Source organism: Microbispora sp. ATCC PTA-5024, from assembly GCF_000511135.2.
In the GTDB taxonomy this organism is placed as follows: Bacteria; Actinomycetota; Actinomycetes; order Streptosporangiales; family Streptosporangiaceae; genus Microbispora; species Microbispora corallina.
The window spans coordinates 460098-481241 of the sequence record NZ_KI866524.1 but is presented as its reverse complement, the minus strand read 5'-3'; the positions used below and the strand labels follow the sequence as shown (position 1 = coordinate 481241).

Genomic DNA, 21144 nt, shown 5'->3' with positions numbered 1-21144 from the left:
CCAGCGGTCCTGATCTCCCAGCCCGATGCCACGGGCACGCCCAACCCATGTCCTCGCGGGCCTTGACAGCCGGGCGGGAAGGAGGTGCGCTCCACGCGGGCTTGATGTCCCGACCTCCCAGGGAAGATTCAGCGCAGTGGCGGGACGGCGTGGCGGGCGCGGTCGAGAGCCAAAACCGGCCACCAGGTGCCGCCGACCGGGTCGATCTGGTGATAGACGGGGTCCTGGGGACCCTTGCCGCCTCGGGTGCACTGGCCGTTCGACTGCTCGGGGGAGCGGAGCCACAGGTACGCGTCGGCCAGGTCGTTGCCGGTGTCGGTGGTGGGGCGGGGGCCGACGCCGCGGCCGGGAGGGTTGCACCAGATCTGCGGGTCGGCGTACTTCCCCTGGGGCGGGGTCCAGCCGCCCTTGCCGTTGCGGCTGGTGTCGACGACGAAGTGGGTCAGGGGCGCACCGGCCGGTATGGCGTCCAGTTCGGCGCCGGTGCAGGCGCTGCCGGCATTGTCCATCTTCAGGTAGAGGCATCGCGAGAGGCTCTCCCCGTACCGGAGGAGCCCGTCGGTCTCCTGGTAGTCCGCGGTGTTCAGGTAGAAGCCGTCGGCTCGCTTCACCCCGGCCTTCACGAGCCTGCCGGCGATCTCGACGAGGCTGGGCCAGCCCTCGATGCCGCCGTCGAGGTACACGGCTGTGTGCGGAAGCCTCTTCAGGCGGTCCACCGCGTAGCCGAGCTCGCGGTAGCGCTCGGCCGCGCCCGCCTCGCCCCCCGACGAACAACTGTCCGAGCCGGGAAGCCTGGTCAGGCTGTTCGGTTCCAGCACGACCACCGCCCGCGCCTGCCCGATCCCCTTCGCCACCCGATCGATCCAGGCGCGGTAGGAGCGCTCGTCCGGCTCCCCCCATTGGGAGCAGTCCTTCATCGGGACGTGATCGGTCACGAACACGGGAACGGCGTGATGGGCGGTGGCCAGCCGCACGGTGGACGCGACCGTGCGCCCGGCCTCGGCGGCCGGCAGGTTCAGGTTCACGGGATGCGGCACCGCGGCCAGGGCGCGCATCAGCGCGGCGTCGGCCTTCCTGCCCCGCGCGTCCCAGACGTCCGCCTGCCGTCGCGCGTCCGGATCCGACGCGTACGCGAACCGGACGCCGGGCTCGCGCAGCGGGTTGCCGCCCCCGCCACCGCCCGCCGGAGCCGGTGACGCGGCCGGAGTAGGTGCCGCCGGAGCCGACCCCCTCGAGACCTCAGGGGCGGTGGGCGTGGGCCTCCCGGAGGCCGCGGTGGCGGAGGAGGTCGCGGACGCCGAGGTGTGCGTGTCGCCGCCGGAGAGCCCCACTATGGCCACCGTCGCGATCACCGCCAGCCCGGCCGCCCCGGCCGCGGCCCCGGCCAGCACCCGGCGGCGGTCTCTCCCGCCGACCGGCGGCTCCGCAACCGGGGACGAACCGGTGATGGCGTCCAGGATCTCCTGAACGGCCGGCCGTTCGGCCGGGTCCTTGGCGAGGGCGCGTTCCACCAGGCGGCGCAGTGGCCCGTCGAGGCCGGACAGGTCCGGCGCCGCGTTGAGGATCCGATGGAGCACGACGGGGAGGGACTCGCCGCCGAACGGCGCGCGGCCGGTGCCCGCGTACGCGATCGTGCCCGCCCAGGCGAAGACGTCCGAGGCGGGCGTGAGCGGGCCGCCCGAGAGCTGCTCGGGCGACATGAACGACGGCGTGCCGACGATCGCGCTGCTCGTCTGGCCGTCCACGTCCGCCAGATGGGCGACGCCGAAGTCGATCACCTTGGGCCCGACGGGGGAGAGCAGGACGTTGCCGGGCTTCAGGTCGCGGTGGATGATCCCGGCCGCGTGGATGGCCTGAAGGGCGACGGCGACGCTGACCGCGAGCCCGTCCAGGCTGGAGCCGCGCAGCGGGCCCTCCCGCTGGACGGCCTCCCGCAGGGTCGGGCCGGGCACGTACTCGGTGACCAGGTAGGCGGTCTCGCCGTCCGTCTCCGCGTCGAGCACGGCGGCCGTGCAGAAGCGGGCGACCCGCTTGGCCGCCTCCACCTCCCGGCGGAACCGGCGGCGGAAGCCGGGGTCGGCCGCGACCGCGGGGTGGAGGAGCTTGACCGCCACGCGCGTCCCGTCGGGTGCTTCGGCCAGATAGACGACGCCCATCCCACCCTGGCCCAGCCTGCGCAGCGGCCGGTACGGCCCCACCTGGGCAGGGTCGCCGGCGGTCAGGCCCTCCCGGCCGGGGGGCGGCGGACCGGGCCGATCCCCGTGGGATAAGCCAGGCCCGCCGTCGTCGTTTCCGGTGTTCCCGTCGCCGCTCACGCCGGTTCGCGACATCGCTCGCCCCCGCTGGGATGTCCTGGAATGGTCAGGTCATCACGATCCTATTGATCACGGCCGAGCGCGCCAGCGGAAAGGCCTCGCGGCGGTTACCGGATCAGTGCGACGCCGCGAGCAGGGCGGCGTTCTCACGCTCCAGCGCCTTGACCCCGCCCGCGGCCCAGCCCGGCGCCAGGGACGCCGACATGGGATCGGGAAAGATCTCCTCCTCCCCGGCGTCCACGCCGTCGAAGATCGCCCGGGCGACCGAGGCCGGAGCGGCCTTCGGTATCGCGAGGTCGCGGGACATGTCGGTGTCCAGCGGACCGGCCAGTACGGCGTGCACCCGCACACCGCGCGGCGCGAGCAGCGCGCGCAGAGACTGGGTGAGCGAGAACGCCGCGGCCTTGGAGATCGAGTACGCCGGCATCACGGGCACGGACGCGAGGGACGCCAGCGACAGCACGTTGACGACGGCGCCGCGCGCCCGGGTCACCTGCGGCAGGAACGCCTGGGTGACGGCGTACGGGCCGAAGAGGTTGACCGCCAGGTGCCTCTCGAGCAACGCGGGGTCCGCGAGGTCGTCGTAGACGGACTGGCCGGCGTTGTTGACCAGGACGTCGAGCGCCTCGACGCTCTTCGCGGCGGCCCGGATCCCCGCCTCGTCGGTCACGTCCAGGTTCAGCGTCGTGACACGTTCGTCGGGGTGCGCCAGCGGCTGCCGCGTCCCGGCGTACACGCGGGCGGCGCCTCTGCGCAGGGCCTCGTCGACCAGCGCGCGTCCGAGGCCCCGGTTGGCGCCGGTCACCAGGACGATCCTGTTGGCGACGCTGTTCTCCGACATCGGCATGGTGTCGTTCTCCGTTCGGTTCCGACTTTCGGGCTTGCACTCGGACAGACAGAGCGGCCGCCCGAAACCGGGCGGTCCCAGGGCGACCGGTTCCGGCGGGCGGCGGTGTCGGTATCGGGGAGACGATGAAAACGGAGGTGACCCATGTCGGCCGAACTGCTCAACCGGGCCCGGGCCGGCGACCGCGACGCGTTCGCGGCGCTGGTCGAACCGCACCGCGCCGAACTGCAGGTGCACTGCTACCGCATGCTCGGATCGCTGCAGGATGCCGAGGACGCGCTGCAGGATGTGCTGCTGTCGGCCTGGGCCGGCCTGAGCGGGTTCGAGGGTCGGTCGTCCGTCCGCACCTGGCTCTACCGCATCGCCACCAACCGGTGCCTCAACATGCTGCGGACGTCGGCCCGCCGCCCGATGGCCGCGACGCCGCTCCCGGCTCCGCCGCCGGAGCCGTCCCGTCTGGGTGACACGCCGTGGCTTCAGCCCTATCCCGATCTCCTGCTCGACGACCTGCCCGACCAGGCGCCGGGGCCCGAGGCCCGGTTCGAATCCCGCGAGGCGGTCTCGCTGGCGTTCGTGACCGCCGTTCAACTGCTGCCGCCGAACCAGCGCGCGGTCCTGCTGCTGCGCGACGTGCTCGGGTACCGGGTGAGGGAGGCCGCCGATCTGCTCGGGCTGACCGAGGACGCCGTGGCGAGCGCCCTCAAGCGCGCCCGGGCGACGATGGACGCGGCTCGCTCGGCCGACCGCCCGCCGCCGCCGGCGGGTGGGCCGGAGGAGCGCGCGCTCGCCGAACGCTTCGCCGCGGCCTTCACCGGGGACGACGTGGAGGCGCTCGTCGCGTTGATGACCGACGACGTGTGGGTGCGGATGCCGCCCCTGCCGTTCGAGTACCGCGGGGCCGAGGCCGCCCACCGGTTCTTCACCGCGATCGGCGCACACCGGCAGGGGATCGCCCGGATGGAGCCGGTTCGGGCGAACGGCCAGCCGGCGTGGGGCCAGTACGTCCCCGATCCGGTGACCGGCGTCCTGCGCTTCACGGGGCTCCTCGTGGCCGGCCTCGCCGGCGACCGCGTGTGCGAGATCACGCACTTCGAGACGACCGTCGGGCCGTACTTCGGCCTCCCCCGCACCCTCGCCTAGATTCGAGGGAAGGTGTACGTGTGTTAGCGTTGGTACATGTCGATGAAGAGAACGAATGTCTACGCCGATCCTGAGGACCTCGCTCTCATCAAGGAGGCCGCCAAGCGCCGGGGCATCGCCGAGGCGGAGATCATTCGCGAGGGGATCCATCTGGCCGCGATGGCGAACCGTGTGTGGGACGAACCGCTGGACTGGCCCACCTTCGAAGGCAGCGGCAAGCCGGTGACCGGCGACGAGGTCACCTCGGTGATGGCCGAGAGAGCCGCCGGCAGGTGATCGTCGTCGCCGACACCTCCGGCGTCATCGCCGCCTCCGATAGGAACGCGGCCGAGAGCGCGGACTGTCAGAGGGTGCTCCGCGAGGCCGGAACCGTCGTCATCTCTCCCTTGGTGCTGGCGGAAGTCGATCACATGGCCAAGGTCCGTTTCGGTTCCGAGGCCCGGCTCCAGATCATCGCGTTCATCCTCTGGAACGCGCGCCGCCTGCGGTTCCAGATCCCGGATGTCTCCACCGAGATCCTGGAGACCGCATCCGCCGTACGGCGTCGCTATGCCGATCTGCACCTCGACCTCGCCGATGCGGTGAACGTCGTGCTGGCCGCGGAGTACCGCACCGACGCCCTCCTGACCCTCGACCGTCGTGACTTCCGCGCCGTGCGCCCCATGACCCCGCACAAGGCGTTCCGGCTGTTGCCCGACGACATGTAGCCGCTACACGCCCTGGGGGAGGCGGAAGAGCCGCCCGGGGTCGTAGGCGGCCTTGACGCGGGCGAGGCGGGCGGCGTTGGCGCCGTAGTACTGCTGCCGCCAGTCCTTCAGTTCGGGGTCGACGTAGTTGACGTACGCGTGGTCGCCGAAGAACGGGCGCATGGCCGCGTGGGCGGCGCGGGTCCAGGCGGCGGCGCCCGACTGGTGGGCGTAGTACTGCACGCTGTAGAGGGCCTTGCGGTGGGGGAAGGCGGTGGCGTCGGGGCGGACCCGTGCGACGGCGCCGCCGAGCGCGTCGAGCAGCACCGAGTGCCGGCCGCCGGCCGCGACCTGGGCGAGCAGGGCCTTCACTCCCGCCGACGACAGCGGCGCGTACGCGAAGTGCGACTTGGCCGAGAAGGAGTCGCGCACGAGGCGGCCGTTCGCGGTCTCGCCGGGCAGGCTGCCGGGGCGGTGGCACTGGCCGACCGACAGCCCCGAGCAGCCCGCCATGATCATCATGGCGTGGTCGTAGGCGGACGCGGTGACGAACCGTGACGTTGGCCCGCTGCCGACCCGGTCCACGAGCCGCTGCAGCAGCCGCTCGCAGCCGGACTTGCTCCCGAGGTACAGGCCGCCCACCATGACGTCCGGCGAGGGGTCGTGGTTGAGGTGGCAGTTGGACCACAGGGCGTCCGGCGCCGCCGGCCCCCACGCCTGCCACGCCCTGAGCACGGCCGCGGCCTTTGCCCAGGGCCAGTGCAGGAAGAAGACCGTGACGTCCCGGGTGGCGTGGGTCCGGAACGTGAACGACGTGGCCACGCCGAAGTTGCCGCCGCCGCCCCCGCGGGAGGCCCAGTAGAGGTCGGGGTGGGAGGTGGGGGAGCAGGTCAGCGTCCGCCCGTCCGCCGTCACGATCTGCACCGACTCCAGCACGTCGCAGGTCAGCCCGTACGCGCGGGACACGACGCCGATGCCGCCGCCCAGCGTCAGGCCGGCCACGCCCACGGTCGGGCAGCTGCCCGCCGGGATGCTCGCGCCGTGCGCGGCCAGCTTCGCGTACACGTCGACCAACCGGGCCCCGGCGCCCACCGTGGCGTGGCCGCCGGAGTAGGACACCTTGGCCATCGGCGACACGTCGATGACCAATCCCTTGCCCGTCGACCAGCCGGCGTAGCTGTGACCCCCCGACCGGGAGGTCACCGGCACGCCGTACCTCCGGGCGAACGCCAGGCACTCCGCCACGTCCGCCGGGGTGGTGCAGTAGGCGATCCCGGCCGGGCGCACGGCGTCGAAACCGGCGTTGAAAAGACGGCGGGCGCCGTCGTACGACGCGTCACCGGGACGGATCAGGCGCCCGTCCAGCCCATGGCCGAGCGCCGCCCAGTCGGGCGTGCGCGGGCCGGCGGCGGCCGCCGCGGTTCCGGACACGGCAAGGGTCCCGGCCATGGCCGAGACGCGGAGGAAGGCTCGTCTGTCAATCATGGTCATCTCCAAGGCGATCAACTACCTCGTGAGACGTGCCGTGATCCGTTTCGGTTGGTTACAGTGACATCACTTCGTCCCGATGCGCAGCGCGAGCGCCGGGCACATCTCGACCGCCTTCTGGGCCTCGCCCCGCAGCCAGGACGGCACGCCGCCGTCCATGAACACCGGGTAACCGTGGTGGTCGAGCTTGACGAGCTCGGGCACCAGGTGCGCGCACAGGCCGTGGCCGGCGCAGCGGGTCCAGTCCACGACGAGCCGGACGTCGGCCTCGTCCACGATCGGCAGCGGGAGGACCTCCGTGACCGGCCGCCCGCACGTGCCGTGCAGCCGGTGCTCCTCCACGTCCTCGGCGAACGCCTCCAGGGCCGACAGGACGAACCGGGCCGAGCCGTCGGGGTGGAAGCACGCCCCCCGCCCCTTCACGGCCGCCGCGGCGCGCCGGACCATGTCGGGGCCGTCGGGCGACCCGTCCTCGACGTCCGCCATCGCGCGGGCGAGGTCGGGCAGGCCGAGCCGGCACGGCCCGCACTGCCCGGCCGACTGGGCGGCCAGGTAGCTCGCCACCCGGGTCGTCTCGCCGAGCGGGCAGGTGTCCCCGCCAAGAGGGACGACGATGCCCGCGCCCAGCTCGCCCCCGGCCTCGGCGGCGCCCCGCCGCGACACGATCGCGCCGTACGCGTCGGCCGCCGACAGCCACCTGCCGTGGTAGCCGCCGAGCAGCACGCCATCGCCCACGCTCGCCTCGCACAGGTCGAGCACGGCGGCGAGCGGGACGCCCGGCGTCACCTCGACGACCGCGGGGACGACCACCGAGCCGCCGACCGTCAGCAGCACGGTGCCGGGCTCCTGCACGGTCCCGACGGAGGCGTACTCCTCCGGGCCCAGCTCCGCCAGGACGGCCAGCTGGGCGTAGGTCTCCGTGTTGGACAGCAGCGTCGGCAGGCCGTACACGCCGCTGTCGCTCGACCGCGTCCTGCGCCCCGGGGGCAGCCCGGCGGCGCCGTTGACGGCCCGCACGAGCGCGCCGCCCTCCCCGGAGATGAACCGCTCCGGGATTCCGGCGATCCGGACGTATCCCTCCAGGCCGCGTTCGGCGACGGCCGCGCTCACCGACGCCTCGGCGAGGTCGCCGGACGCGACGGCGACGACGACCTCCTTCGACCCGAGCGCGCTCGCGGCGAGCAGCGCCCCCTCCAGGACGAGATGCGGGGCGCGGGTGAGCAGCATCTTGTCCTTCATGCTGGCCGGCTCGCCCTCGGCGGCGTTGACCAGCACGATCGTGTCGCTGTCGCGGGCCCGCGCGGCGACCGCCCGCAGCTTGCGGGCGAACGGGAACGCGGCGCCGCCGCGTCCCCGCAGGTCCACCTCCTCGGTCATGCCGATGAGCGCGTCGACCGTCTCCCCGGGAAGCTGGTCGTGGAACGTGTAGTGGGTGTTGAGGTCGAGACGGCGGTGCTGGTCGAGCCCGGCGGTCAGCCGCGCGGGGCCGAGCCGCCTCACCTGGGAGACGCGGTAGGGAATCACACGATCCTCCGAAGCCTGGTGTCCTGGGGCCTGCGCGCCGCCGCGCCCGCGGCGGCGTCGTCGGTGCCGGTACGGCGAAGGACGCTGACCGGCCGGGGTACGGCCTGGGGGGCCTGCCGGGGCAGGGTGGTGCGGGCGGGCCGCTGCTCGCGCTGCTCGGCCTTCGGCGCTCTGGCGGGCCGGGCCGCGGCGACCACCCGCAGCAGCAGCGCCGCGCCGACGGCGACGAGGCAGACCACGTAGCTCCAGCTCACCCAGGCCGCGGGGGCGCGGCCGGCGGCCAGGCCGTGCAGGATCGACAGCGGCCAGGCGAGGTACGCGAGGTCGTGCACGATCCGCCACGCCCAGGGGCGCTCCGCCTGGGCGAACCTTCCGCGCATCACGCCGGTGGTGATCACCACGATCATCAGGTCGGACGCGACCGCGCCCATCCCGACGTACAGGTTCGTGCTCGGGACGACCGAACCGTACGCGGGGACGAGACCCGCGGCGATCTTCATGCCGATGTGCACGACCAGGAAGCCGACGCCGATGAGGGCGGCGGCCCGGTGCACGAGCTGCGCGGCGACGCGGTGCCGGATCGGCAGCACGACGCGGTCGGTCGCGACGAGGCCGAGCGCGACCGTGGTGGTGAGGGCGACGAGGGACACGACGCCCGCGTAGTAGGTGAGGAAGGCCTGCGCCTCGGCCAGGTACTGGGCGCCCGTCTCGCTCCTCGCGGCGAGCAGCCCTCCGCTGAAGACCAGCGTGACCACGGCGCCGAGGCCGATGCGCACGCCGCGGCTGTCGAGGTCGAGGCCGGAGTCCGGCCGGTTGTGCCGGGGAGCCCGTCGTTGGGGCACGTATTCCTCCGTCGGATGAACCGGTGACGAGTTGGTGAGGGTGCTGACTCGGGACCGGTGGGCGCCGCTCCCCGTCCTCAGGCGGGGGTGGTCTGCGAAGGACCGGACGGGGAACGGCACGTCGAAGGCTTCCCTGGTCGTGCCGTCAGCAGCGGAGGCCGCGGTTGATGCAGGACACCACCGCGCTCATCAGCCGGGACGGCATCACGTTCTCGAAGTCCGCGTGGTCGGTGACCGGGCTGTGCTCCTGCTCGGGGAAGCTGTCCACGGCGAACGACGGGCCGCTCGGGACCGAGTACGCGAGCGTCATCCGCAGTTGCGGGATCGCCTTGGTGCCGGCCGGGCAGGCGCCGTTCGCGCCGGGGAACACGACGTGCGTCCGGTGGTTGGCGCTGTCGGTGTTCTGGCCGTCCCAGCAGCTCGGGAAGTCCAGGACCCGCAGCACCTGGCTGCCCCTCGGGCAGAGGGGGTACTTGGCGGTGAACCGGTTGGTGAAGCTGGAGCAGCTCCACTGGGCCCGCGCGTTGGCGCCGCCGTTCGTGGCCGCCTTGGCGTCGCCGGTGATGAGCCGGAGGAAGCGGGGCATCGCCACAACACGGGCGGCCGGGTTGCCGCGGAACTGCAGCGTGACCGAACGGGCCTGCAGGATCGTCCCCACGTTGCCGTCGCCGGCGCCGCCGGGCTCGTCCGCGTGCGCCGCGCCCTCGTCGCCCGCGCCCTGCTGCGCGGAGCCCCGGGACGCCTGCCCCTGGGACGCCTGGCTCTGATCGGCCTGGTCCTGCGCGTTTTGGCCCTGCGCGTTCTGCGCGTTCTGGTCCTGGGTGTTCTGCTGGTCCTGTCCGGTCCCCTGATCCTGGCCGGCGGCCTGGTCCTGCGCGTCCTGGGCGTTGTCGGCGTTCTGACCCTGGCCGTTCTGGGCCTGGCCGTTCTGCGTCTGCCCGTCTTGGGCCTGGCCGTTCTGCGTCTGGCCGTTCTGCGCGTTCTGGTCCTGGCCGCGCCGGCTCTGGCCGTTCTGGCCGTTCCGGCCCTGGCCCGTGGACGGCGAGGGGGACGGGCGCGCGCTCGGCGACGCCGACGCCTGGCCTCCCAGGCCCGCCCTGCTGCGCAGCACCGGCCAGAAGTACGCCGACTTGTCGCCGAACCGGCAGGTCGTCCCGCCGGCGGCGAGGCTCTCGTCGGTCGAGAAGCCGTTGGTCGTCAGGTTGCCGACGTAGTCGTGGGTGTGGTGGGCACCGTTCGACACGCCGGGCGCGACGATGAAGTTGTCGGAGTTGCGGTGGCCGTTCTCGTTGCGCCCGCAGCGCGCGGTGAACGACCCCCGGCCCGCGCGGACGCCCGTGTTGCCCGGCGGGACCTGCCGGATGTCGACGAAGTCCTCCAGGGTGGGCCCCACGTCCTCGCATTCGGCGCCCTGGACGGCCGGGTCGCAGTGGGCGTAGGCAGGCCGGCCGACGCCCACGAGGGCGCCCGCCAGCAGCACGCCCGAGAGGGCGAGCATCAGTCGTTTTCGCATGGTTCCTCCTTGCCGAGACGGCTAGACCGTCGACGGTGTCGGCAGCGTGGAGTAGTCGACGAGTCCCGTGCTCTCGAGCAGGGACATGTGCTTCATGACCACCTGGACCGCTTCCGTCGCGAAGTCCCTGACCAGCGAGTTGCGCGTCCCGGCCCGTACGGCGGACACGACGGTGAAGACCTTGCCGTGCGCGTTGCGCAGCCGGTCCGCGAAGATCTGGTCGAACTGGGGGCCCCGGCTGTGGGACAGCTCGTCGAGCCAGTGCCGCTGGTCCGGGTTGGGGGTGTCCGGCAGCGGGACGCCCAGCTTGGCGGCGAGCGCCCGCACCTCGGCGTCGAGCTTGGTGTGGTCGGTCATGAGGTGCATGCCGACGTCCTTGACCTTCTGGTTCTCTGAGCGATCCTGCGCCCAGCGGCCGGCGGGGATCTCCCAGAGGCCCGCCCACCGGACCCGGACCAGCAGATCCCGGTCGGCGGGTCCCAGGGGCCCGTAGGGGGTCTGCGTCCAGCCGGCCTGGGACGCCTCGCTCCGTGGGACGACCACGACGACCGCCACGGCCGCGGCGAAGAGGAAGACGCCGAACACCAGGAGTTCCCCGAACCGGAACCGCATTGTGCCTCCTTTCGTGACCTTCGGTGGGAGGTACGCGGCGGTCTCGGAGGAGGGTTCACCAAATAGTCAGAAATGACTGGAGTTACGGATGTGGTGTACGTGGGAGTAACCCCGGTGCAAATATGTGCGCGTGCGTCGACAACTCGACAGCCGGTTCGTGCGTCTGGACCCCGATGACTACGACGACCCTGATCGCGATGAACTCCTGATCAGGGAGCTGTACCGCGAGTTCGGCGGTCCGCTGCTGCGGCACGTGCGCAAGACGACCGGCAACGACCTGCAATGGGCAGAGGACGTCGTCCAGGAGACGCTCGTGCGTGCCTGGCGCAACTCGGCGAAGCTGACCTGGGAGCCCGGCCTGCTGTGGGCGTGGCTCCTGACGGTCGCGCGCCGCATCGTGATCGACGGGCGCCGCAGGCGCGGCGTACGGCCCAGGGAGGTGGAGGCTCCCGAGGAGGACAGCATCGCGGTCCCGGACGGTTCCGACCGGACGCTGGCGGCCATAGTGGTCGCCGACGCGCTGCGCGGGCTGTCAAGCGAACACCGGGAAGTTATCGAAGAGACATACTTACGGGACCGTACGGTAAGCCAAGCCGCCGAGGTTCTCGGCATCCCACCGGGTACCGTGAAGTCACGGCTCTTCTACGCCCTGCGCGCGCTCCGCACGGCCCTGAAAGAGAGGGGGGTGGCCAGCTGATGTCCGCGTCGTCGCCTCACTTCGATGTGGCCGCCTATGCCCTGGGAGTGCTCGACGACGACGAGACCGAGGCGTTCGAACGCCACCTCGACGGATGCGCGCAGTGCCGGGCCGAGCTCCTGGAGAACCAGGAGCTGCCCGGCTTGCTCGACGCCCTGAAGTCCGACTCCGTGTCCCCCGAGCGGACCCGCCCCTGAGCAGCGCGTCAAGTTGACGTTTGTGCCGATATGGGGTGATATCGGGTGCGGTGGTGCCGGACCTCCGGTCAATGGGGACCGGAAGCGGCGGGCCACCGGAGGAGTGGGGCATGGCTGCGACGCCGCACAGGCGAGCCGGGACCGGAGACGCCCTGCCCCCGCCACGCAGTTTCGGCGAGGACGGCGGGCGTCTGTCCTACGGTGCCTACCTCCACCTGTCCGACCTGCTCGCCCAGCAGGACCCGCAGTCGGGCTCCGATGACGAGCTGCTGTTCATCACCGTCCACCAGGTCTACGAGCTGTGGTTCAAGCTCCTCCTCCACGAGCTCGAACGCGCCCGGGACGCGATGATGGAAGGCGCCCTGTGGCGCGCCCGGCACCTGTTCCGCCGGATCCACGCCGTCGAGCGGGTCCTGGTCGACCAGGTCCAGGTCCTGGAGACGATGACCCCGCAGGACTTCCTGGAGTTCCGGTCCGTGCTCGCCCCGGCCAGCGGCTTCCAGTCGGTCCAGTTCCGGGAGATCGAGTTCATCTCCGGGATCAAGGACCCGGCGTACCTCGGGCGGGTGAGGGGAGCGAGCGACGCGGAAATCGCGAGGCTCGGACGGCGCCTCGCGGAACCCACGCTGTGGGATGCTTACCTCACCGCTCTTTCCCAGCGTGGCCTGGCCGTCTCCGACGAGGAGATCATGGAATCCCTGCTGGCCGTGGCACGGGATCGCGGATCGCACGACGATCTGTGGGAACTGGCCGAAGACCTCCTCACCCACGACGAGACGGCCGCCCTGTGGCGGATGCGTCACGTCCAGATGGTCGAACGCCAGATCGGCACGAAGTCCGGTACGGGCGGCTCGTCCGGGGCACCGTACCTGAGGGGGCGAACGCGGGTGCATTTCTTTCCCCTGCTCTGGGAACTACGGGCCTGGCTTTGATATCTCAAGGCTCACGAGGGAGTGAGTAGCGACATGCCGCTCGATATGGCGCTAAATCAGGATGAATCGGATGAAGCGCTGGACGAGCTTCTCCGTACGGCGGCGCAGAGATGCGCGAACGCACCGGGGGCGCACCTGGCGGAGGGCGAGGACGTGCCGGCCTTCCTCCGGCGGTACTACAAGCACGTCGCCCCCGAGGACCTGGCCGGCCGGGACCCGGTCGACGTGTTCGGCCCGGCGATGGCCCACCGCAACCTGGCCGAGCACCGCCCTCAGGGCCGGGCCCTGGTGCGCGTCTACACCCCCACGCTGGAGGAGTACGGCTGGGACCCCGGCCACTCCGTCGTCCAGATCGTCACCGACGACATGCCGTTCCTCCTCGACTCGGTGACCACCGAGCTCGACCGGCACGAGCTGGGCACCCACCTGATCGTCCACCCCCAGATGCGGGTCCGCAGGGACATGACGGGCGCGCTCCTCGGCCCCGGCAAGGAGAACGTCACCGGCCAGGTCATCCGCGAGTCGTGGATGCACATCGAGATCGACCGGCAGGCCGACCCGACCGTGCTCAAGGAGCTGGAGGGCGACCTGCAGCGGGTGCTGCTCGACGTCCGCTCCGCCGTCGAGGACTTCGCCAAGATGCGGGCCCTCGCCATGCAGACCGCCGAGGACCTGGCGGTCAACCCGCCGCCGCTCGACCCGGCCGGGGTGGAGGACAGCCTGGAGCTGATGCGCTGGCTGGCCGACGGCCACTTCACGTTCCTCGGCTACCGGGAGTACCGCCTCGAGGACACCGAGGAGGGCGAGAGCCTCCGGGCCGTCCCGGGCACGGGCCTCGGCATCCTGCGGGCCGACAAGGCCGGCTCGGACAGCTTCGCCTCGCTGCCGGCCGAGCTGCGGGCGAAGGCCCGCGAGAAGCAGGTGCTGATCGTCACGAAGGCCAACAGCCGGGCGACCGTCTACCGCCCCCACTACCTCGACTACGTCGGGGTGAAGCTGTTCTCCCCCGAGGGGGAGGTCGTGGGCGAGCGGCGCTTCCTCGGCCTGTTCACCCACGTGGCCTACAACGAGTCGATCTCCCGGATCCCCGTGCTGCGGCGCAAGCTGGCCGAGGTCCTCGACCGGGCCGGCCTTTCGCCGGACAGCCACGACGGCAAGGACCTCATCGAGATCCTGGAGACCTACCCGCGGGCCGAGCTGTTCCAGATCTCGGTCGACGAGCTGCTCCCGATCGCGCTCGGCGTCCTGCGGCTGCGCGAGCGCAAGCAGGTGAAGCTCTTCCTGCGCCGCGACGACTACGGCCGCTACATCTCGTGCCTGATCTTCCTGCCGCGCGACCGCTACACCACCAAGGTCCGGCTGAAGATGCAGGAGATCCTGCTGAAGGCCCTCGGCGGCACCACGCTCGACTACAGCACGATGATCGGCGAGTCCGCGCTGGCCCGGCTGCACGTGGTGATCCGGGGCGAGCGCGGCAGGCCGCTGACGCCGGCCCCGGTGGATCTGGAGGATCTGGAGGCGCGGCTTGCCGCGACCACCCGCTCCTGGGAGGACGACCTCGCGGTCGCCGTCAACGAGCTGTGCACGGAGGAGGAGGCGCCCCGGCTCGTCCGCCGCTACAGCACGGCCTTCCCCGAGGGCTACAAGGCCGACTTCCCCCCGCGTACGGCCGTGGCCGACCTCAGGCGGCTGGAGCAGCTCGGCGAGGACCCGAGCGAGATCGGGATGAACCTCTACGAGCCGTACGGCGCGGCCGAGGGGGAGCGGCGGTTCAAGCTCTACAAGCTCGGCGCGCCGATCTCGCTGTCGCGCGTGCTCCCGCTGCTGCAGCGGATGGGCGTGGAGGTGGTGGACGAGCGGCCGTACGCGATCGACCGCGACCACGACCCCTCCACCCGGGACGCCTGGATCTACGACTTCGGCCTCCGGTACACCCCCTCGGCGGAGGTGGACCGCGACGATTTCAAGCAGCTGTTCCAGGACGCCTTCGCCGTGCTGTGGCGCGACGAGGTGGAAAACGACGGCTTCAACGCGCTCGTGCTGTCCGGCGGCCTCACCTGGGAGCAGGCCGAGATCCTCCGGGCGTACGCCAAGTACCTGCGGCAGGCGGGCAGCACGTTCAGCCAGTCGTACATCGAGCGGGTGCTGCAGGGGAACGTCCGGCTGGCCCGGCTGCTGGTGCGGCTGTTCGAGGCCCGGCTCGACCCCCGCCGCCCCGACGAGGGCAGGTCGGAGGTCTGCGACGCGCTCAACGAGGAGATCCTCGCCTCGCTGGACGAGGTGGCCTCGCTCGACGAGGACCGCATCCTGCGGGCCTACCTGGAGATGATCAAGGCCACGCTGCGGACGAACGTCTTCCAGCCGGCCGAGAGCGGGGGCCGCGACGCCGGGAGCCGCGGCAGCCAGTTCGTCTCCGGCGCGCGCAAGCCGTACATCGCGCTGAAGTTCGACCCCCAGGCGATCAGCGTGCTGCCGCTGCCCCGGCCGCAGTACGAGATCTTCGTCTACTCGCCCCGGGTCGAGGGCGTCCACCTGCGCTTCGGCAAGGTGGCGCGCGGCGGCCTGCGCTGGTCGGACCGGATGGAGGACTTCCGCACGGAGATCCTCGGCCTGGTAAAGGCGCAGATGGTGAAGAACACCGTCATCGTCCCGACCGGGTCGAAGGGCGGGTTCGTGGTGAAGCGCCCGCCGTCGGGCGGCCGCGACGAGATGACGGCCGAGGGAATCGCCTGCTACCGGCAGTTCATCTCGGGGCTGCTCGACCTCACCGACAACCTGGTCGCGGGACAGGTCGTCCCGCCCCCGGACGTCGTCAGGCACGACGGCGACGACACCTACCTCGTCGTCGCGGCCGACAAGGGCACGGCGACCTTCTCCGACATCGCCAACGACGTGGCCAAGGAGTACGGCTTCTGGCTCGGCGACGCGTTCGCCTCGGGCGGCTCGGTCGGCTACGACCACAAGGCGATGGGCATCACCGCGAAGGGCGCCTGGGAGTCGGTGAAGTACCACTTCCGCACGCTCGGCGTGGACGTGCAGACCACCGACTTCACAGTCGCCGGGGTCGGCGACATGTCGGGCGACGTGTTCGGCAACGGCATGCTGCTGTCGGAGCACATCCGGCTGGTGGCCGCCTTCGACCACCGGCACGTGTTCGTCGACCCGTCGCCCGACGCCGCCCGGAGCTTCGCCGAGCGGCAGCGGATGTTCGCGCTCCCCAGGAGCTCGTGGGCCGACTACGACAGGTCCCTCATCTCGGCGGGCGGCGGCGTCTGGCCGCGGACCGCCAAGTCGATCCCCGTCTCCCCGCAGATGCGGGCCGCGCTCGGCGTCCCCGACGGCGTCTCGGCGCTCGCGCCCAACGACCTGATCAGCGCCATCCTGCGGGCGCCCGTCGACCTGCTGTGGAACGGCGGCATCGGCACGTACGTCAAGGCGACGGCCGAGACCCACGCCGACGCGGGCGACAAGGCCAACGACGGCCTGCGGATCAACGCGTCCGAGCTGCGCTGCAAGGTGGTCGGCGAGGGCGGCAACCTCGGCTTCACCCAGCGCGCCCGGATCGAGTACGCCCTCAACGGCGGCCTGATCAACACCGACTTCATCGACAACTCGGCCGGCGTGGACACCTCCGACCACGAGGTCAACATCAAGATCCTGCTCGACCAGGTCGTCCGCGACGGGGAGATGACGGACAAGCAGCGCAACCAACTCTTCCTCGACATGACTGACGAGGTGGGCCGGCTGGTGCTGGAGGACAACTACGCGCAGAACGTCGTGCTCGCCGCGGCGCGCGTGCAGGCCCCCGAGATGCTGCACATCCACTCGCGCTACCTGCGGCGGCTGGAGCGGGCCGGCCTCGTCAACCGGGAGCTGGAGTTCCTGCCGTCCGACAAGGTGCTGGCCGAGCGGCGCCAGGCCGGGCTGGGGCTGACCGGGCCCGAGTTCGCCGTGCTGCTCGCCTACACCAAGCTCGTCGTGGACGCCGAGCTGCTGCGCTCGGACATCCCCGACGACCCGTACCTGGCCTCCTGGCTGGTGTCGTACTTCCCGTCGGCGCTGCGCGAGCGCCTGCGCGGCTACATGGACGCCCATCCGCTGCGCCGCGAGATCATCACGACCCGCGTGGTCAACGACGTGGTGAACTTCGGCGGCACCAGCTTCGTCTTCCGCTTCGGCGAGGAGACGGGCGCCTCGACGGCCGACATCGTGCGGGCCTACCTGGTGGCCCGGGAGGTCTTCGACCTGTCGTCGTTCGTCCGCCAGGTGGAGGAGCTCGACAACCAGGTGGACACGGGCACCAAGCTCGCCATGCTGCTGGAAGGCCGCAAGCTGTCCGAGCGGGGCACCCGCTGGCTGCTCGGCAACCGCCGGCCGCCGCTCGACCTGGCCTCCACGGCCCGCTTCTTCCTGGAGGGCTCCCGGAGCCTCGCGCCGCACCTGCCGAAGCTGCTCACCGGGCCCGACCTCGTGGCCTACGAGGAGCGCAGGGACTCCTTCGTCGCCCGCGGCGTCCCGGACGAGCTGGCCGAGCGGGTCGCCTCGATGGTCCCCGCGTATTCGACGTTCGACCTCGTCGAGATCGCGACCTACACCGGCAGGCCGGTCAACGAGGTGGCCGAGGTCTACTTCGACCTCGCCGACCGCCTCCAGCTGGCCCGGCTGCGGGAGCGGGTCATCGCGCTGCCCCGCGACAACCGGTGGAACTCCATCGCGAGGGCGGCGCTGCGCGACGACCTGTACGCGGCCCACGCCACGCTCACCCGGGACGTGCTGATCCACAGCAAGCCCGGCCTGTCGCCCGAGGAGCGGCTGGCGAGCTGGACCGAGGCCAACCAGGCGGCGGTCAACCGGGCCCGGCAGACGCTGTCGGAGATCTGGGAGAGCGACACCTTCGACCTGGCCACGCTGTCGGTCGCGCTGCGCGCCGTCCGCACGCTCGTGGCCACGAGCAACCTCCCGCACGTGGAGGGATGAGTCCTGCGGGGGAGGTGGTCACCGGTTCGACGCGCCGGTGACCACTCCCTCGTAGCCGATGATCCGCGCCGGCGCGGTGGACGCCTTCGACGGGACCTCGCCCACGTACTGCTGGGTCTCGACGATCTGCCGCCGCTGCTCGATGTGCACGTCGTCCTTGCCCAGCAGCCAGGACGCCGCCGCCGGGATCGGCACGGGACGGCCCTCGCCGCACTTCAGGCCCTGGTCGGTCGACCAGCTCGACGTGCGGGTCAGCGTGTAGAGCACGAGCGCGCCGCCGTCGTCGGTGCGCAGGGCGAACACCGGGTACGTCGGGACGAAGGCGAAGATCGACTCGTACGTCATGCAGTCGGCGCCCTTCACCCGGGCCCGCTCCCGCTTGATCGCGTCGGCGTAGCCGGTCGTCTGCGGGCCGGGGGCGATGAGGCTCGAGGCGTACCCCTCCGCGCCCTCCTCGGCCACCGTGGCGTGCAGCGGGCCCATCAGGGAGGGGGTGATGGCCACCGAGGTGTCGCGGGTGTCCAGGGCCGTCGCGTAGCCCTCCTGGTCGACGACGACCTCGGGAGCCGCCTGTCCCTTGTTGAGCAGCGACTCGAAGCTGTTCTGCCACCGGCCGTCCGGGCCGTTGCGCACGAAGGCCAGCACGGCCGTGCGGACCTCGCCCGAGGAGCCGCGGCGCTCGGCGGTCGCGGCGAACCACTGCGTGGCCCGGTCCGCGGGCTGCCGGGGGACCAGGACGGTCCGCCCGCCCCAGGTGTAGGAGGGCGGCCGGCCGTTCTGGCTGTGGACCTGGGCGATCGTGATCGGCCGCTGGCCGTCCCTCGTCAGGGCGAGCGTCCACCGGTCGGCGCCGGCGGCCCTGACCACGTCGTCGGTCGCGAGGAACGCGTCGAGCGCCTTGCGGGCCTCCTCCGGCGTCACCGCCTGCGCCTGCGGTCCGGCGCTCGGGCTCGCGGGGGCGGAGCCGGAGGCCGCGGCGGCGCTGGGCGAGACGACAGGTGCGGGCGCTTCGGCGCCCCCGCCCGAGCAGGCGGCCAAAGCGGCGCAGGCCAGGGCGGCGGCCAGCGCCTGCCGAACCACCCCGCTCACGCCAGCCCTCCCCGTGCACTCGACCCACATGCTAGTCATGTCCCCCGGCTCGTGGAGCGGCCGGTGGCGGCGCGTACCAGACAGGGTCGTCCGTTCGCGTACCCTTAACAGACGTGGCAGCCATCGATCCCGCCGAAGAGATCAACGAGCTTACCGGCACGCTCAGGAGCATCCAGGACGTGCTCGACGTCGAGTCCCTGCGCAAGCAGATCGGCGAACTGGAGGAGCAGGCCGCCGCGCCCGACCTGTGGAACGACCCGGAGCAGGCCCAGCGGGTGACCAGCAGGCTCAGCCACATCCAGGGCGAGGTCAACCGCGTCGACGGGCTCGCGCGCCGCCTGGAGGACCTGCCGGTCCTGTTCGAGTTGGCCGCCGAGGAGTCCGACGAGGACGCGCTGCGGGAGGCGGAGCGCGAGCTCGCCTCGCTGCGCTCGGACGTCGGCGCCCTCGAGGTGCGCACGCTGCTGTCGGGCGAGTACGACGCCCGCGAGGCGCTCGTCACCATCAACTCGCAGGCGGGCGGCGTCGACGCGGCCGACTGGGCCCAGATGCTGCTGCGCATGTACCTGCGGTGGGCCGAGCGCAAGGGCTACCCGGCCGAGGTCTACGAGACCTCCTACGCCGAGGAGGCCGGCATCAAGTCGGCCACGTTCGCCGTCAAGGCCCCCTACGCGTACGGGACGCTGCGCGGGGAGCACGGCACCCACCGGCTGGTCCGGATCAGCCCCTTCGACAACCAGGGCCGGCGGCAGACCTCGTTCGCCGGCGTGGACGTCGTGCCGGTCGTCGAGCAGACCGACCACATCGACATCAACGAGGACGAGCTGCGGATCGACGTCTACCGGTCGTCGGGCCCGGGCGGCCAGGGCGTGAACACGACCGACTCCGCCGTGCGGATCACCCACCTGCCGACCGGCATCGTGGTGTCCTGCCAGAACGAGCGCTCCCAGATCCAGAACCGGGCCACCGCGATGGCCGTCCTGCAGGCCAAGCTGCTGGAGCGCAAGCGTCAGGAGGAGGCCGCCGCGATGAACGAGCTGCGCGGCGAGACCACCACCTCATGGGGCACGCAGATCCGCAACTACGTGCTCCACCCGTACCAGATCGTGAAGGACCTGCGGACGGGCGTGGAGGCGGGCAACCCGAGCGCGGTCCTGGACGGCGACCTCGACGGGTTCATCGAGGGCGAGATCCGCTGGATGCGCCGCCAGGAGACCGCCGACGCTCAGTAGCCGCCCACGTGCGACAGGGCGACAAGGGCCACCACGAGCAGCACGACGAGTGCGATGATGACCGGGGACAGGTTGCCCAGACCGTGGTGGTGAACCTTGGCGCGGCCCTCCCGGCAGACGGGGCAGCGGCCCTCCACCACGGGGCCCGCGCACGCCGCGCAGATCAGATGTTCGCAGCTCATAGCAGCTTTACCGCCCCATTACCTTAGGCTCAATCGTTTTGTTTCCGTTATGGACGTTCCATGCCAGTGTTACCCCTAGACTGGCCTCTGGCCAAACGGAACGTCGATCCATCGCAAAGTGACCGGCGACCCCCGTGCCGGCCGTCCCAACCCCTAGACTGGCTTGCCGTGATGCGCCCGTGATCCATTTCGATAATGTCACCAAGGTCTACGCGAACCAAAACCGGCCCGCCCTCGACCACGTGAGCGTGGACGTCGACAAGGGCGAGTTCGTGTTCCTGGTCGGTCCGTCAGGCTCGGGGAAGTCGACCTTCCTCCGGCTGGTCCTGAAGGAGGAGCGGCCCAACTCCGGAGCGATCCACGTCGCCGGCAAGGACCTGGCCCGGTTGTCCAACTTCAAGGTGCCGCACCTGCGCCGCCGCATCGGCTGCGTCTTCCAGGACTTCCGGCTCCTGCCCAACAAGAACGTCTACGAGAACGTCGCGTTCGCGCTCGAGGTCATCGGCAAGCCCCGGCGGTTCATCCGCAAGGTGGTGCCCGAGGTCATCGAGCTCGTCGGCCTGGAGGGCAAGGCCCACCGCATGCCGGAGGAGCTGTCCGGCGGCGAGCAGCAGCGGGTCGCGATGGCCCGCGCGTTCGTCAACCGGCCGATGATCCTCCTCGCGGACGAGCCCACCGGCAACATCGACCCCGCGACGAGCATCGGCATCATGAAGGTGCTCGACCGCATCAACAGGACCGGCACGACCGTCCTCATGGCGACGCACGACGCCGCCATCGTCGACTCGATGCGCAAGCGCGTCGTGGAGCTCGAGGACGGAAAGATCGTCCGCGACCAGTCGCGCGGCGTGTACGGCCAGGCGTATTAGGA

At 71.6% G+C, this 21144-nt stretch carries 18 protein-coding genes; 9 read left to right on the top strand and 9 right to left on the bottom strand.

What is annotated here, in order from left to right; all coding sequences use genetic code 11:
• Positions 1-128 precede the first annotated feature (128 nt).
• Together MPTA5024_RS22840 and MPTA5024_RS22835 are read right to left on the bottom strand one after the other, a co-directional pair.
• Positions 129-2198: a glycoside hydrolase family 6 protein gene (locus MPTA5024_RS22840; protein WP_051458530.1), complete on the bottom strand. Its 2070-nt coding sequence runs from the start codon at positions 2196-2198 to the stop codon at positions 129-131.
• Between the two features lie 232 nt (positions 2199-2430).
• The gene (locus MPTA5024_RS22835; protein WP_036327853.1) at positions 2431-3156 is read right to left on the bottom strand and encodes an SDR family NAD(P)-dependent oxidoreductase; all 726 of its coding nucleotides are present in this window, start codon (positions 3154-3156) and stop codon (positions 2431-2433) included.
• 150 nt (positions 3157-3306) lie between these two features.
• Here MPTA5024_RS22835 and MPTA5024_RS22830 point away from each other — a divergent pair, with 150 nt between their 5' ends.
• The 3 genes from MPTA5024_RS22830 to MPTA5024_RS22820 are packed head-to-tail and all read left to right on the top strand — an operon-like array spanning position 3307 to position 5009.
• Positions 3307-4302, top strand: a complete 996-nt coding sequence (locus MPTA5024_RS22830) for an RNA polymerase subunit sigma-70 (RefSeq protein WP_036327850.1) — start codon at positions 3307-3309, stop codon at positions 4300-4302.
• Positions 4303-4338: 36 nt separating this feature from the next.
• A complete protein-coding gene (locus MPTA5024_RS22825) occupies positions 4339-4578 on the top strand; it encodes a CopG family transcriptional regulator (RefSeq protein WP_036327848.1) in 240 nt (79 codons plus the stop codon).
• On the top strand, positions 4575-5009 hold the full coding sequence (locus MPTA5024_RS22820) for a type II toxin-antitoxin system VapC family toxin (protein WP_036327846.1): 435 nt from the start codon (positions 4575-4577) through the stop codon (positions 5007-5009). The genes MPTA5024_RS22825 and MPTA5024_RS22820 overlap by 4 nt, the downstream gene beginning before the upstream one ends.
• Before the next feature lie 3 nt (positions 5010-5012).
• Here the strand turns inward: MPTA5024_RS22820 and MPTA5024_RS22815 are convergent, their stop codons facing one another.
• The 5 genes from MPTA5024_RS22815 to MPTA5024_RS22795 form a co-directional block, all read right to left on the bottom strand.
• The gene (locus MPTA5024_RS22815; RefSeq protein WP_157099654.1) at positions 5013-6473 is read right to left on the bottom strand and encodes an FAD-binding oxidoreductase; all 1461 of its coding nucleotides are present in this window, start codon (positions 6471-6473) and stop codon (positions 5013-5015) included.
• Between the two features lie 69 nt (positions 6474-6542).
• The gene (locus MPTA5024_RS22810; RefSeq protein WP_036327842.1) at positions 6543-8000 is read right to left on the bottom strand and encodes an NADH-quinone oxidoreductase subunit NuoF family protein; all 1458 of its coding nucleotides are present in this window, start codon (positions 7998-8000) and stop codon (positions 6543-6545) included.
• Positions 7997-8842 carry a hypothetical protein gene (locus MPTA5024_RS22805; RefSeq protein ID WP_051458529.1) on the bottom strand — a complete coding sequence of 282 codons (846 nt, stop codon included), beginning with the start codon at positions 8840-8842 and terminating at the stop codon, positions 7997-7999. The genes MPTA5024_RS22810 and MPTA5024_RS22805 overlap by 4 nt, the downstream gene beginning before the upstream one ends.
• A 145-nt stretch (positions 8843-8987) precedes the next feature.
• Positions 8988-10355 (bottom strand): DUF1996 domain-containing protein, encoded by a 1368-nt coding sequence (locus MPTA5024_RS22800; protein WP_157099653.1) that lies wholly within the window; start codon positions 10353-10355, stop codon positions 8988-8990.
• A 21-nt stretch (positions 10356-10376) separates the two neighbouring features.
• On the bottom strand, positions 10377-10967 hold the full coding sequence (locus MPTA5024_RS22795) for a DUF4142 domain-containing protein (RefSeq protein ID WP_036327840.1): 591 nt from the start codon (positions 10965-10967) through the stop codon (positions 10377-10379).
• 124 nt (positions 10968-11091) lie between these two features.
• Between MPTA5024_RS22795 and MPTA5024_RS22790 the strand changes: the two genes are divergently transcribed.
• From MPTA5024_RS22790 to MPTA5024_RS22775, 4 genes are all read left to right on the top strand, one after another.
• Complete coding sequence (locus MPTA5024_RS22790) at positions 11092-11664, top strand: sigma-70 family RNA polymerase sigma factor (protein WP_332310631.1); 573 nt, start codon at positions 11092-11094, stop codon at positions 11662-11664.
• Complete coding sequence (locus MPTA5024_RS22785; RefSeq protein ID WP_036327837.1) at positions 11664-11861, top strand: zf-HC2 domain-containing protein; 198 nt, start codon at positions 11664-11666, stop codon at positions 11859-11861. The genes MPTA5024_RS22790 and MPTA5024_RS22785 overlap by 1 nt, the downstream gene beginning before the upstream one ends.
• 110 nt (positions 11862-11971) lie before the next feature.
• A complete protein-coding gene (locus MPTA5024_RS22780; protein WP_051458527.1) occupies positions 11972-12793 on the top strand; it encodes a tryptophan 2,3-dioxygenase in 822 nt (273 codons plus the stop codon).
• A gap of 33 nt (positions 12794-12826) precedes the next feature.
• A complete protein-coding gene (locus MPTA5024_RS22775; protein WP_051458526.1) occupies positions 12827-17770 on the top strand; it encodes an NAD-glutamate dehydrogenase in 4944 nt (1647 codons plus the stop codon).
• A gap of 18 nt (positions 17771-17788) precedes the next feature.
• On the opposite strand, the gene MPTA5024_RS22770 is transcribed toward MPTA5024_RS22775, so the two are convergent.
• Positions 17789-18859 carry a hypothetical protein gene (locus MPTA5024_RS22770; protein WP_036327831.1) on the bottom strand — a complete coding sequence of 357 codons (1071 nt, stop codon included), beginning with the start codon at positions 18857-18859 and terminating at the stop codon, positions 17789-17791.
• 113 nt (positions 18860-18972) lie between these two features.
• On the opposite strand from MPTA5024_RS22770, the gene prfB reads away from it, so the two are divergent.
• Positions 18973-20091 (top strand): peptide chain release factor 2, encoded by a 1119-nt coding sequence (gene prfB / locus MPTA5024_RS22765; RefSeq protein ID WP_036327829.1) that lies wholly within the window; start codon positions 18973-18975, stop codon positions 20089-20091.
• Here prfB and MPTA5024_RS22760 read toward each other — a convergent pair.
• Positions 20085-20273: a hypothetical protein gene (locus tag MPTA5024_RS22760; protein WP_036327827.1), complete on the bottom strand. Its 189-nt coding sequence runs from the start codon at positions 20271-20273 to the stop codon at positions 20085-20087. The genes prfB and MPTA5024_RS22760 overlap by 7 nt on opposite strands.
• Before the next feature lie 179 nt (positions 20274-20452).
• Between MPTA5024_RS22760 and ftsE the strand changes: the two genes are divergently transcribed.
• A complete protein-coding gene (gene ftsE, locus MPTA5024_RS22755; RefSeq protein WP_036327825.1) occupies positions 20453-21142 on the top strand; it encodes a cell division ATP-binding protein FtsE in 690 nt (229 codons plus the stop codon).
• The last annotated feature ends 2 nt before the right edge of the window (positions 21143-21144 follow it).

Coding starts and splice junctions, on each gene's coding strand:
- MPTA5024_RS22835 (WP_036327853.1), bottom strand. CDS start 3,156: ATGTCGGAGAACAGCGTCGCCAACAGGATCGTCCTGGTGACCGGCGCC.
- MPTA5024_RS22830 (WP_036327850.1), top strand. CDS start 3,307: ATGTCGGCCGAACTGCTCAACCGGGCCCGGGCCGGCGACCGCGACGCG.
- MPTA5024_RS22825 (WP_036327848.1), top strand. CDS start 4,339: ATGTCGATGAAGAGAACGAATGTCTACGCCGATCCTGAGGACCTCGCT.
- MPTA5024_RS22815 (WP_157099654.1), bottom strand. CDS start 6,473: ATGATTGACAGACGAGCCTTCCTCCGCGTCTCGGCCATGGCCGGGACC.
- MPTA5024_RS22800 (WP_157099653.1), bottom strand. CDS start 10,355: ATGCGAAAACGACTGATGCTCGCCCTCTCGGGCGTGCTGCTGGCGGGC.
- MPTA5024_RS22795 (WP_036327840.1), bottom strand. CDS start 10,967: ATGCGGTTCCGGTTCGGGGAACTCCTGGTGTTCGGCGTCTTCCTCTTC.
- MPTA5024_RS22785 (WP_036327837.1), top strand. CDS start 11,664: ATGTCCGCGTCGTCGCCTCACTTCGATGTGGCCGCCTATGCCCTGGGA.
- MPTA5024_RS22780 (WP_051458527.1), top strand. CDS start 11,972: ATGGCTGCGACGCCGCACAGGCGAGCCGGGACCGGAGACGCCCTGCCC.
- MPTA5024_RS22775 (WP_051458526.1), top strand. CDS start 12,827: ATGCCGCTCGATATGGCGCTAAATCAGGATGAATCGGATGAAGCGCTG.
- MPTA5024_RS22760 (WP_036327827.1), bottom strand. CDS start 20,273: ATGAGCTGCGAACATCTGATCTGCGCGGCGTGCGCGGGCCCCGTGGTG.